Origin of the sequence: Pseudoalteromonas sp. MMG010 (genome assembly GCF_018100905.1) — a bacterium.
Taxonomy (GTDB): domain Bacteria; phylum Pseudomonadota; class Gammaproteobacteria; order Enterobacterales; family Alteromonadaceae; genus Pseudoalteromonas.
Window position 1 is genome coordinate 355,453 of record NZ_JAGJEG010000001.1, and the last position, 13,579, is coordinate 369,031.

10 protein-coding genes are annotated in these 13,579 nt (G+C 37.4%); 6 read left to right on the top strand and 4 right to left on the bottom strand.

Annotated elements, in window-relative coordinates:
• The first annotated feature begins 59 nt into the window (after positions 1-59).
• The 3 genes from J8L70_RS01685 to J8L70_RS01695 are packed head-to-tail and all read left to right on the top strand — an operon-like array spanning position 60 to position 2,007.
• Positions 60-422 carry a CidA/LrgA family protein gene (locus J8L70_RS01685; RefSeq protein ID WP_211053733.1) on the top strand — a complete coding sequence of 121 codons (363 nt, stop codon included), beginning with the start codon at positions 60-62 and terminating at the stop codon, positions 420-422.
• Positions 409-1,134: an LrgB family protein gene (locus tag J8L70_RS01690; protein ID WP_211053734.1), complete on the top strand. Its 726-nt coding sequence runs from the start codon at positions 409-411 to the stop codon at positions 1,132-1,134. Before J8L70_RS01685 ends, J8L70_RS01690 begins: the two co-directional genes overlap by 14 nt.
• Positions 1,135-1,170: 36 nt before the next feature.
• Positions 1,171-2,007 carry a mechanosensitive ion channel family protein gene (locus J8L70_RS01695; protein ID WP_211053735.1) on the top strand — a complete coding sequence of 279 codons (837 nt, stop codon included), beginning with the start codon at positions 1,171-1,173 and terminating at the stop codon, positions 2,005-2,007.
• Positions 2,008-2,062: 55 nt separating this feature from the next.
• Here J8L70_RS01695 and J8L70_RS01700 read toward each other — a convergent pair whose 3' ends face one another.
• Entirely contained in the window at positions 2,063-3,730 is a 1,668-nt protein-coding gene (locus tag J8L70_RS01700) for a methyl-accepting chemotaxis protein (RefSeq protein WP_211053736.1), read from the bottom strand.
• 348 nt (positions 3,731-4,078) lie between these two features.
• On the opposite strand from J8L70_RS01700, the gene purU reads away from it, so the two are divergent.
• Positions 4,079-4,909, top strand: coding sequence for a formyltetrahydrofolate deformylase (purU, locus tag J8L70_RS01705; protein WP_211053737.1), 831 nt, complete (start codon positions 4,079-4,081; stop codon positions 4,907-4,909).
• 57 nt (positions 4,910-4,966) lie between these two features.
• Here purU and J8L70_RS01710 read toward each other — a convergent pair whose 3' ends face one another.
• The 3 genes from J8L70_RS01710 to acs all read right to left on the bottom strand — a co-directional run bounded on the left by J8L70_RS01710 (position 4,967) and on the right by acs (position 9,590).
• Positions 4,967-6,538: a hemolysin gene (locus tag J8L70_RS01710; protein WP_211053738.1), complete on the bottom strand. Its 1,572-nt coding sequence runs from the start codon at positions 6,536-6,538 to the stop codon at positions 4,967-4,969.
• Positions 6,539-6,904: 366 nt separating this feature from the next.
• Positions 6,905-7,555: a response regulator transcription factor gene (locus tag J8L70_RS01715; protein WP_211053739.1), complete on the bottom strand. Its 651-nt coding sequence runs from the start codon at positions 7,553-7,555 to the stop codon at positions 6,905-6,907.
• A 94-nt stretch (positions 7,556-7,649) separates the two neighbouring features.
• Positions 7,650-9,590 (bottom strand): acetate--CoA ligase, encoded by a 1,941-nt coding sequence (gene acs / locus J8L70_RS01720; protein ID WP_211053740.1) that lies wholly within the window; start codon positions 9,588-9,590, stop codon positions 7,650-7,652.
• A gap of 301 nt (positions 9,591-9,891) precedes the next feature.
• On the opposite strand from acs, the gene J8L70_RS01725 reads away from it, so the two are divergent.
• Together J8L70_RS01725 and J8L70_RS01730 are read left to right on the top strand one after the other, a co-directional pair.
• A complete protein-coding gene (locus tag J8L70_RS01725) occupies positions 9,892-11,046 on the top strand; it encodes a DcaP family trimeric outer membrane transporter (RefSeq protein WP_211053741.1) in 1,155 nt (384 codons plus the stop codon).
• 276 nt (positions 11,047-11,322) lie between these two features.
• On the top strand, positions 11,323-13,446 hold the full coding sequence (locus J8L70_RS01730) for a TonB-dependent siderophore receptor (protein ID WP_211053742.1): 2,124 nt from the start codon (positions 11,323-11,325) through the stop codon (positions 13,444-13,446).
• The last annotated feature ends 133 nt before the right edge of the window (positions 13,447-13,579 follow it).

Here is a 13,579-nt window from a genome sequence, read left to right on the forward strand (position 1 = left end):
TAGCTTAACTAGCTCAGTGGCTGATAAACTAAATACTTCATTTTATTGAAGGTATAGTAATGAAATATCTTATTAGTAGCGCCATTATTTTATTTTCGTTAGCCTGTGCGAAAATGGTTTTATATGTCATTAACATTCAGTTTCCAGCGCCATTATTAGGCATGGTTTTTTTATTACTTTTCTTGTTAACGGGGTTAGTAAAAGAGCATCAAGTTAAACCATCCGCTTCTCCTTTATTAAATATAATGCCAATATTTTTCATACCTGCAGGTGTTGGTTTTATCGAACATCTAAATTTAATTGCTGAGCATGCTTCATTTTTAATGACCGTGGTGATATTAGTTCCTTTAACCACAATCATTTTGTTAAGCCAACTGGTTGGATCTTTTATTGGCCGGGAGAATAACGATGACTGCGAATGAGGGAGTAAGTTTGATTTGGTGGTTAAGTATACCGGCCATTAGTGCACTCTTTTTCTTCCTGCGCTTTTTAAACCAAAAAATAGATCACCCGATAATAAAACCGCTATCAAATCCCGTATTTTTAAGCATTGCAATCATTGCCTGCTTTTTATTGTTTTTCCAGTTGCCATATAAATCGTTTGCAGAACATAGCAAAGTGTTAACCTGGCTGCTTGAGCCCGCTATCGTTGCCCTTGCCTTACCTTTATATCAGCAATTTATACATGTTAAAAAACACTTTTTACTCATTCTATGTAGCTGTAGTTTAGGAGTTATTAATGCGACTGTAGTTGCCACCTTATTAGCCAAACTATTTAATGCTCCTGCTGAATTAAGTGCTTCAGTTGCGGCTTTATCGGTTACGACTCCTATTTCTCTGATTGTTACCAATTCTATTGGCGGGATCAGTGCTCTTGCTGCAGTTCTTGTTATTTGCATTGGGCTATTAGGTGCTTTGTTTGGTTTTTTATTATTTAAATTTATACGAATTTATAATCATGAATCTCAAGGCATCGCAATTGGCACTGCATGCCATGCCATAGGCACTGCTGCGGCCCTTAGTGAACACCCTAAAGCCGGTGCTTTTTCATCTGTAGCAATGGCAATAACGGCATTATTAACAGCATTAATAGTGCCGTTGGTATATCCGCTTTTAGCGTCATTTTTGTTATAGTTATTAACGTAAAATTCTAACTAAAAAGAGTAAAGCATGATCAGTTCAGAAATAGAACAGTTTGAAAAGTATTACACTATGCTCACAGAGTATTTAGTCACTTACAGTATGCAAATAGTCGGTGCCATATTTATTTTATGCATCGGCTTGTGGATAGCTAAAAAAATATCAAACATCGTCGCTAACTTAATGCAGCGCCATAATGTAGACATTACATTAACTAATTTTATTAGTAACGTAGTTAAAGTGTTACTAATCGTCATGGTTGTTATTATCGCACTAGGAAAAATAGGCATTAGTGTCACTCCGTTTGTCGCGGCAATAGGTGCAGCGTCGTTAGGGGCCGGTTTAGCACTACAGGGAATGCTATCTAACTATGGCGCAGGTTTAGCAATTATTGCCACTCGTCCATTTGTAGTCGGCGATACTATCGAGGTAAAAAATGTCAGTGGACAAGTTAAAACTATCGAATTAGGTCACACTGTACTTATTAATGAAGAAAAAGTTGAGATTACCATTCCTAATAAACACATTGTTGGAGAAATTTTACATAATTCATTTAGTTATTCATTAGTGAAAGGTGAAATTGATGTTGCTTACAGCGCCTGTACCGATACCGCTATCCGTTTAATTGAAGAGCAAATAAGTAATCACGAGTTGGTTGCAAGTTCACCTCATGCACAAATAGGAATAGAGAAATTTGCTGAAAGTGGGGTCACAATAAGTTATCGTTATTGGGTACCTACTACAAAAATAATTGAAACAAAGTTAGCTATTAATTCCCTGGTCTATAAAGCATTAAACCAAGCTGACATAGCAATTCCTTTCCCTCAACGAGTGATTACAATAAATAAGCCAGGTAACGATATTTAAATACTAAAAAACCGCAACATTATATGTTGCGGTTTAATTTTTGGTTTGCTTATTTCTAAATTTTAAATTGTCCAACTAACCCAGCTAAATTATCGCCTCGCCCAGCTAAATGCTGGCTCACTGACGACGTCGCTTTACTTGAGTGTGTTAATTCATTCACGATTTGCTGGATCGCTAACACATTTCGGTTAATTTCTTCTGTTGTGCTGCTTTGCTCTGTGGCGGCTGTCGCTATTTGTGTACTCATATCATTTATGGTTGTCACCGAGGTTGTCACGGCCCCTAAGCTTTCTGAAATAGCACGTGATGACTCAACTGAACGATTACAACTTTTTTGACTAGCGTACATAGCATCAACGGCTGCAGTTACTAAGTTATGAAGTTCGTTTAACATTTCACTTATTTCTAGTGTGCTATCTTGTGTACGGCTTGCTAAGCTTCTTACTTCATCAGCGACCACAGCAAAACCTCTTCCTTGCTCCCCTGCTCTAGCGGCTTCGATTGCTGCATTTAATGCTAATAAATTTGTTTGCTCTGCAATACCACCAATGACACTTAAAACACTATTAATTTTTTTCGACTGCTCGCTTAATGAGTCAACCTGCTCTGTTGCAGTATTTATTTCTGCCATTAAGTTTGAGACTTCACTTAAAGAAATATCAACACACTCTTGCGCTTTTACAACTTGTTCAGTTGCTGTGTGAGTTGATGCGGCCACTTGTGTTGTATTTTGTGCAACTTCATGTGATGTTGCTGACATTTCGGTTACCGCAGTCGCCACCAAATCGGTTTCGAGGTTATGATTAAGCAGTTGTTCTTCAATTAAATTTGTTTGTGACTTAATATCACTTGATGCTGTTTTTACATCCTCTGTAACCTCGGCAACATTACCAATAATACCATGCAGTTTACTAACAAAAACGTTAAAAGACTCACCAAGCTGACCAATTTCATCATTAGTATGAACGGTTAAACGCTTAGTTAAATCGCCTTCACCTTTAGCAATATCATCGAGGTTTTGTACCATGCTATGTATAGGTGTAATCATTTTTTTAGCTGCAATAAATACACATACGATCGTTAAAACGAGCCAAAATAAAGCAATTAAACAAAGTGTCGTTAATTTACTTTGCATATTTTCTTTCATCGTCATTTCATATTGCATTAACTCTGCATCAATATCATCCATATATGCACCAGTTCCCACCATCCAGTTAGTACTAGGAACCATAGCCGCATACCCCATTTTCTCGACTAAACCAGTGGTATTTGGTTTTTGAAAATGGTAATTAAATGCGCCACCACCTTGCTGTGCTTGTTGCAATAGCCCAACTATAATTTTTTTACCGTTAGGGTCTGTCATCGCAATTTTATTTTGCCCCTCTATTGCATCACCTAACAGAGCATGGAAAATATTGACTCCTTTTGTATCGTAAATAAAGAAATATCCCCCTTCACCAAATGTGATATTACGTAAAGCATTTTTCACATCTTCCTCACTACCTTGAGATAGTTCTGTTTGTATAATCTTAGACGCTATTTCAATTTCAGTTTTCAACAACGTTTTTTTATCATAAATAAGCTTTTCTTTAAGTGAAGCGAAACTCTCTTTTTGGGTTTTTGACTCCAAATAATAAGAGCTGACCATTAAACTTACGAGCAATAACGTAAGCGGTAAAACAGCCAATAATAGAAGTTTATTTTTTAAACTAAAATTGTTCATTACTTTTCCTTGTCGGTAAAATAAGTAATTAGACAGGTATCAATTAAATATAGTATGGGTGAGGTTTAGTGCAAGGCAGGTATATTCTCTCCACGGTATTAACGAATATTATATATGGGACGTTATAAATTAACTATCGGGAAAAAATATCGTTTTATTACCTAATAAAAGTACAAACCAACAACAAAAATACGTTTTTGCCAATTACATCGTCTCTTGCGCGCTAAAGCGACTTTGCCCGGTACTAATTAAGATGATTTATTTTGTATTAGGCTATAATTCCCCTTGCTTTGTTTAATAAACACTAAATAATAACGTAAAACAATTTAATGAGTACTATTAATAAATATGAACTATATTCTCACAACTCAATGCGCTGACGATACTGGCTTAATAGCTAAAATCACGGGTCTTTGTCATCAAAATAACTTAAATATTACGCGAAACAATGAGTTTGTAGATAAAGATGCACAACGCTTTTTTATGCGTACCGAATTAGAGGGTAAACCACACAGTGAGTTTTTATCACAATTACGTGCTGTATTACCCAAAGGCGCAAAAGTAGCCTTACATGATGGCGCAAAAACTAAAGTTGTTTTATTAGCCACGAAAGAAGCCCACTGTTTAGGGGGCGTACTCCTAAAGCAGTTCGAGCAGGCCCTTAATATTGAAATATTAGCCGTTATTGCTAATTATCCTGACTTAGAACCACTGGTAAAAGGCTTTAATGTGCCATTTCATGTTATTTCTCATGAAGGACTGACTCGAAGTGAGCACGATAAGAAAGTAGGCGATTTAATTGCAAGCTATACCCCAGACATTATTGGCTTAGCAAAATATATGCGTATTTTAAGCCCTGAATTTGTTGGCCGCTTCGATGGACAAATCATTAATATTCATCACTCTTTTTTACCAGCATTTATTGGTGCAAAACCGTATCATCAAGCTTTTGAACGTGGTGTAAAAATTATTGGTGCAACTGCCCACTTTGTTAATAACGAATTAGACGAAGGCCCCATTATTTTACAAGATGTTACTGGGGTTACTCACGCAAATACTGCCCAAATGATGGCTAAAATGGGGAAGGATGTTGAAAAAACCGTTTTTTGTAAGGCGCTACAATTAGCTTCAGAGCAAAAGCTGTTTATTAATGGTAATAAAACGGTGGTTTTTTCATAATTAAAATGATTTAAGGGCAGCGCTATAATTACTTTCTGCCCTTAGATTTTATTTTATCTAACACGCTGTCCAGGTATTGTTAGCATAACAAACGTAGTGATTATTATGCAGTACTGCTTTATGGCCTTTAAAACCTGTCACCGTTACTCCATCATAAGTTAAAGTGGCCCAAGCGATTTCATCTCGATTCATATCCCAACGACTTTCGGAATCTCCGGCATAAGTAAAGCCATCGTTTGGTAATGTCTTTTGTGCAATTAACCGATTAGCAATATAAAAGCGAATCGTTGTGCCTTGAGGTGCCCCAGGGAAGAAACCTTTTATTCCAGCAATGCTCTGACAATCGTAAGGGTTTTGTCCTTCACACCCAATCGATCCATTCCAATTAACAACCCCTCCTTCTGCGGCTTTTGTTAACTTAGTGGCGTTATCTTCATCGTTTTCTAAAATACTCCCTAACTGGCTGTCTTCGCCTGTCGCGTTTTCAATGCCCTTTGCATGTAAGGTGAGCGTTTTATCTTCTTCATACTCTGTATTATCTATTGTCGGGATCGATATCACTGCATTATTATCACCGGCCTCAATAGTGACTTGTTGAGCTTCGAAATCATAATCAGATTCATCAGCAGTGCCGTTATCAACAGCTAATAATATCGTGCTTGGTAAAGATGATACCGTTGATAAATTGACCTGATAACTCAGTGTTCCGCCCTCTTCTACACTGCCTTGGATTGCCGACAAAGTAATTGTAGGCGTATCTTCTACACTACATAACGGCACCTCATAGCACCCTGTACTTTCGCGTGTATAAGCTAAATCATCAATACGCGCTGGTAATTCAGCAACCAAACAACTTTTACCCGAGTATTCGTTTACTTTATAAAGCGTCGATGAGTTACTATTGCCATAATCAGACAGTTTAGTTCTGCTAAGCAACAAGTTACCTTGTTTATCTAACGCAGCCCCCGTCACTGGCGTTAAACCATGATCAGAGAGCTTCGTCGCCGATAAATTAGCAAGATTAATATTATAAATACTGGTTGAACTTACAAAAAGTAGCTGACTATCTTTAAAGACTAAATCACCCCGCCACAAACCAATATTTCCTAAACCAGATATCTCACCAACGTCTTCACTTTCCCCTGTACTAGGGTCAATCGAATAAATTTTGTTATAAGCCGAACCAATCAAACGTTGATTTTCGTTATCGAACACTAAACGGTGCACCAATTTAGTGTAACCAACAACGGTGTGTTCATTTGTTGCTAAATCAACATAGGCTAGTCGAGTGTAATATAAGTTACTTGCTGCAAGAGGTAATGAGGCTTGTTCGGTTGTATTTAGATCAAGGTGATCCGTTTCGACCTGATATTTATAAGCTCTAGGAGCCGATACATAATATAAACGATTTGTTTTTTCATCGTAAGCTAATGCTGCCGAACTAAATTCAGCTTTTGAGTCGGCCACTACATATTGTGAAAACTCATCTATTTTAAGAATGAGTCCTGTCTCCCCTCGCCCTGCATTAATACCATATAACTGCCCATGGCATTGTTGCGCTGCAACTTGTTGTGAATTGCAAAATAAGGTCGCTGATAATATAGATAGATATAACGTTGCTTTTTTCATTAATTACCTCATTTAGCCTTATTTAATAAGCTTCCTTGCGAAGTTATCTTAAATAAAGCGCTTTCCATTAGAGACACAGTTTAAAAATTAAACGGTGATATAAATTCCATTGCTTTATAATAAACAACCTTAATGAACCAAACAATTGTAAATTGATACATATTTTAAACATAAATATAATGATAAAGAACCGCTTTTTAGCTTTATCTTTGCACATTGCTCTTCTTTAAGTATTTCAAGAGTAGGAAAAGGGAAAGTAATATTAAATTTGAATAACCGTACTTAAGTTTTCTAAGATTGTGTCGCTGAGGAAGGTAATGAGGTGAAATCACAAAACGTTAATGTAGTTTGTGATTTCTTAGTTAGTTAAGGTTGCTCAATAGGTTCTAATTGTAGTTTTGCGGCAATCAACACGGCTTGAGTTCGGTTATATACGCCTAGTTTTCTAAATATAGCCGTAATGTGTGCTTTAACAGTTGCTTCTGAAATATTCAGTTCATACGCAATTTGTTTATTAAGTAAGCCTTCATGCAAATATTGTAAAACACGATATTGCTGTGGTGTTAAAGAAGCAACTTGCACCGCGATTTCTTTATCTTCACCTTCTATTGCCGCTACTTTATTTTTTAATTCACTAGGTAACCAACTATCACCTTCTAATATATGGTTAATAGCACTGGCTATATCATCTGATGATGAAGATTTAGGGATAAACCCCATAGCACCATAGCCCATTACTTTTGATACAATTGTTAGGTCTTCATTTCCAGATACCACTGCAATAGGTAAACTTGGATATTGTTCACGAATGCGAATTAACCCATATAAATCACCACTGCCTGGCATATGTAAATCAAGCAGTAAGATATCAAGCTCTTCTTCGGCATTTAACACTTGTAAGGTTGTTTCAAAGTCTGCTGATTCAAAAATTTCCAAACTATCAAACTTTGAAGCTAAAGCTCCTTTGAGTGCCTCACGAAATAACGGATGATCATCCGCTATTAAAAACTGGCTCATGCTTTACTCCTAATAAAATCGGCTGTTACTTTAATAAGTAACAGCCGATATACTACGTTTAGAATCAACTTGTGATCAAGTTTTTAACCTGTAATTATCGATTTAATCTGTTTTCTATTAACTCTTCGACAACACTTGGGTCGGCTAGCGTGGATGTATCACCTAACTGTTGGTGCTCATTTGCTGCGATTTTTCTTAATATACGACGCATTATTTTGCCAGAGCGTGTTTTAGGTAAGCCTACAGACCATTGGATCATATCGGGGGAGGCTATCGGGCTTAATTCTTTTCGTACCCAATTACGTACATCTTTAGTCAGTTCTTCACTTACTACAACACCTTCATTTGGCGTAAGATAAACATAAATACCTTGTCCTTTTATATCGTGCGCAAAACCAACAACCGCTGCTTCAGCAACAGCTTCATGTGCCACTAATGCACTTTCAATTTCGGCAGTACCTAAACGATGCCCTGAAACATTAAGCACATCATCAACGCGACCTGTGATCCAATAGTACCCGTCTTCATCACGGCGACAACCATCTCCGGTAAAATATACACCCGGATAAGCAGAGAAATACGTTTGTTCAAAACGCTCGTGATCACCGTATACCGTGCGAGCTTGTGATGGCCAGCTATCTAAAATAACCAAATTACCATCAACCGCCCCTTCTAGTGTATTCCCTTGTGCATCATACAGTGCTGGAGAAATACCAAAGAAAGGATGCGTAGCAGAACCAGGCTTAGTTTCTGTAGCCCCAGGTAATGGCGTGATCATAATACCACCCGTTTCTGTTTGCCACCAAGTATCAACAATTGGACAATTTGATTTACCAATGCTTTCGTAATACCAAGTCCACGCTTCAGGATTAATTGGCTCCCCAACTGATCCTAATATTCGTAAACTATTTCGATGAGAAGTTGCGGTTGGTTCATCGCCCTTAGCCATCAGTGCTCTAATTGCAGTCGGTGCGGTGTATAATATAGTCACATTATGTTTATCAATCACTTCACCCATACGTCCTGCAGTTGGGTAAGTAGGTACGCCTTCAAAAACAACCTGCGTACAACCATTAACTAATGGTCCGTAGGCAATATAACTATGGCCTGTGATCCACCCTACATCGGCACTACACCAATATATATCATCTTCTTTTAAATCAAATACATATTCATGTGTCATAGACGCATAAACGAGATAACCCCCGGTAGTATGTACAACACCTTTAGGTTGTCCTGTTGAACCTGATGTATATAAAATAAACAAAGGATCTTCTGCATTCATTGGCTCTGGTTCGCATTGAGCAGGTAAATTAACCACTAAGTCATGCCACCAAATATCATGCGAATGCCAATCGATTTCACCGCCAGTTAACTGATGTACAACTACATGTTCAACCGTCGTTACTGAGTCTTGTAATACAGCTTCATCTACATTCGCTTTAAGAGGCACGCAATTGCCCGCTCTTCGTCCTTCATCCGATGTTATGACTACTTTTGCACCAGAATCTTTAATCCTATCTGCGATTGCTGACGGCGAAAAGCCACCAAAAACCACCGAATGTATAGCACCAATACGTGCACATGCCTGCATGGCATAAATAGCTTGTGGTGTCATTGGCATATAAATCGCCACTCGGTCACCTTTTTGTACACCTAGCTTTTTAAGCCCATTGGCAAATTTAGCTACTTCATCATGTAATTGTTGATAGGTAATATTTTCACTTTGTGATGGGTCATCACCTTCCCATATTAATGCCGTTTTATTCGCTTTTGTTTTTAAGTGGCGATCTATACAGTTGTATGATGCATTTAAAAAACCATCTTCATACCATTTAATGCTTATATGGCCTTTATCAAACGATGTGTTTTTTACTTTTGTATAAGGTGTTGACCAATCAAGGCGTTGTCCATGCTCACGCCAAAAGCTTTCTGGATCTTCGATAGAGTGTTTATAAAGCGTTTTATATTTAGTGCTATCAATAAGTGCTGCATCTTTTACACTAGCAGGTATTGGGTAGATACTTTTTGACATCTTTAGTCTCCATTAAAATTACTGGCTTTTAGCTTATGACTAAGCATTACTCAGCGCAGGTTGTTTAAGTATTAGACCTTAGTTGTAAACTATAATTTTTTTTCCATTTATAGTTTATAATTCATTTAAGATTAAGTTAATAAACGTTATTTGCCGTGAAGTATAAGTTTAAATCTTTGACCATGACGGTTTAAACATAACAATAATTGTATTTTTATGGCCCATAGCAATACCATACTTAATATGCACTTTTTAGTAGAAATAAATAATCACAATAAGTAGCACGATAAAGGACACAACAATGAAAATTACCCCATTACATACACTTTCAGCCGTATTTGTTGCACTTTCGAGTTCAAGTTATGCAGCAAGCATTGGCGATACCGAATTTAACTACGGTGGTTATATAAAACTAGACAGTATGTGGAGCGATTACTCTGCAGGCGCACCCGCTGGAAGCAGTGTAAGCCGTGACTTTTATGTACCAAGTACAACAACTGTCGGGGATGATAATGACTCCGATACTGTATTTGATATGCACGCTCGCCAATCACGCTTTAATTTTGGCACAGCTACGGCATTAGATAACGGTAAACAAATTAAAACAAAAATCGAAATAGATTTTTTAGCCTCTGCAGCCGGGGGGAATGAACGAGTTTCAAATTCTTATGCGCCACGAGTTCGCCATGCATTTGTAACCTATGATGGTTGGCTATTTGGCCAAACTTGGTCTAACTTCCAAAATGTTGCCGCACTGCCTGAAACACTTGATTTTGTAGGCCCAGCCGAGGGGACTGTGTTTGTTCGCCAATCACAAATAAAATACACCACCGGGGCGTGGTCATTTTCATTAGAAAACCCTGAAAGTACAATAACCACAACAGGTGGAGTACGCGTTGCCACAGATGATGCATCATTACCTGATTTTACTGCTCGTTATACACATAAGGCAGACTGGGGGCATGTTGTTGTCGCTGCACTTGCTCGTCAATTAACCTATAAAGTAGGTGATGTTGACGCCAATGAAAGCTCATTTGGTGTAAGTGCTTCAGGCTCTGTAAATTTAGGAGAAGACAACCTTAAATTTATGCTAACACAAGGTAAAGGTTTAGGTCGTTATGTTGGCTTAAATGTTGCCCATGGTGCGGTATTAAACAATGACGAGCTCGATGCTATCGATTCAACTTCAGGGTTTGTGGCATACCAACATAAATGGAATCGCCAATGGCGTTCAACCGCATTATATTCATTTTTCTCAGCTGATAATAATACTGATTTACTCGCTGTAAGTGGTGATCCAACCGAATCAAGCCAAAGCTACAGTGCAAATATTTTATATTCACCTGTTAAGCGCTTAACGTTTGGTGCCGAAATAAAACATGCCACACTTGAACTTGAAAGTGGTAATGATGGCGATATGACTCGTTTACAGTTTTCAGCAAAATACGCATTTTAATCTTTTTGATTATCGCTATATTTAGCTAAAACAATTATCTAGAACTGCATTATAAAAAACGGCGAAAGCCGTTTTTTTATGCCCTACAATATACCCAGCTTTGTAAATACCTAATAAGCTGTAAAGCATTTAAAACCTTATCAAGTGCACACTTTTTAATTTTCTGATCTCAGTTGTAACGAAACGTCTACAAATCAATTATCACGATTGCAAATCAATCTCATTTGTATTAGATTATGCGAAATTATTATTACATTGAATTACTCAGGAAATATTATGTCATCTATTCCAGTTTCTAAGTTGTCTAAACTAAGCTTAATGACCTCTTTAATATTATCTTCGCATGCCTTTGCTGCACAAAATGAAGATAAAGAGGACGACGTTGAAAAAATTGCAGTTTATGGACAGCATCATAAAAATTACATTACCGAAGTTGCTGATTCGGCAACAAAGCTTGGTTTAACGATAAAAGAAACCCCGCAGTCAATTTCTGTTGTATCACGTGCATTAATGGATGACTTTTCACTAGATGATATAAATGCAGTCCTTGAAAGCACCCCAGGCGTAACTGTTGAACAAATTGAAACTGATCGTACTTATTTTAAATCTCGTGGCTTTGATATTACTAACTTCCAAATAGATGGGTTAGGATTACCGCAAGCAATTGGTTCTATACAAGGTACTTTAGATACCTCTATTTACGATCGTGTTGAAATCGTGCGCGGAGCGAATGGTCTGATGACTGGTGCGGGTACGCCTGCTGCAACCGTAAATATGGTATTAAAAAAGCCAACTGCAGTTCGTAAAATCAGTGCTTCGGCTTCATATGGTTCTTGGAACAATAAGCGCTTTGATGTAGATGTTTCAACACCTATAAATGAAGATCATGCCGTACGTGTTGTACTGACTAAGCAAGATGCTGAGTCATATTTAGATCGTTATGAAACAGATAAAACAATTATTTATTTAACATACGAAGGACAATTAAGCGAGCAAACAAAGCTAAATGTATCTTATGTTAATCAACAAAAAAATGCGGATAGTCCACTGTGGGGTGCGTTACCACTTTATTATACTGATGGAAGTGCGACAGATTATGATAGCTCTACTAGCACTGCAGCCGATTGGTCGTATTGGGATAATAGCTTAGAGCAAGTGTATGTAGATGTTGAGCATACGTTTGCTGAAACATGGGTCGCAAAAGCACGCCTAGCTCATATTACAAATGAACAAGACTCTAATCTTTTCTATGTTTATGGTACACCCGATCCAGACACAGAATTAGGATTAACAGGTTACGCCAGTGAATATGGTTACGAAGATGAGCATTTATTATTTGATTTATATGCTGCAGGTAAATTTGAATTATTAGGTAACGAACATGATTTAGCGTTTGGTATCAGTAGCTCTAAAATGGATTATACCGAGTATTCATTATATGACTTTACAACAGGCAATGGTTTTCCTGCTTTAGAATCGTTAAAAACATGGGATGGCGTTGCGCCCCTACCTACACTAGCCGATGGCTTAACTGGCAGTGATATAGAAAACCAACAAAAATCAGCTTATGTTTCTACTCGCCTAAAACTAATAGACTCGTTGAGTTTGTTAGCCGGTGTTCGTTATACGAAATGGGAAACTGAAGGTACTGCATACAGTGTTGATCAACAAAGAGATGACTCAGAATTAATCCCATACATAGGTACCGTGTTTGATTTTAATGAAACACTTTCTGCTTATGCAAGTTACACTGAAACTTTTGAACCACAAAATGAGCTTGATGTTAACGCAAATCAATTAGACCCTGTTACAGGTAAAAGCAGCGAGATAGGCTTAAAAGCCCAGCTATTTGATGAGAATTTATTCGTAACACTTGCCTATTTTGATGTTAAACAAGAGAATTTAGCCGTTGCTATTGCAAGCTCTTTGCCAAATGATCAACGATACTATGGTGCTGATGGCATTAACAGTGATGGTTTTGAAGTCGAATTAAGTGGTCAAATAACTGAAGATCTAAGTGCAAGTGTGAGCTTTAGTAATTTAAATATTGAAGGGGATGAATTAGTTGAAAATTACACCCCAAAAAATCAACTTAAGCTTGCAGCCACTTATACCGTTCCATTTTTTGAAGGTTTAACTGTTGGTGCAAATTACCGCTGGCAAGACGACACTAGCCGTGTTCAAGTCTCTGATACAAATGGCAACCCACTTGTAACAACAGAGCAAGATGCTTATGGTTTACTTGATTTAATGGCTAATTACAAACTAAATGAACAAGTTAGCGTTAATTTTAACATTAATAACACGACTGACGAAAAATACTTAAATAGTTTATATTGGTCTCAAGGTTATTATGGAGCTCCACGTAATTACTCTTTATCTGTAAACTGGGAGCTATAATATTTAGCATTCATGTTATATCGTTAATAAGCTTTATCGGTACTTAAATTACAGCTAAAGCTTAAAATACAAAAAGGCGCTAACCAAATGGTTAGCGCCTTTTTAAAAGCTCGGGTCAAATCAAGCTTTGTAA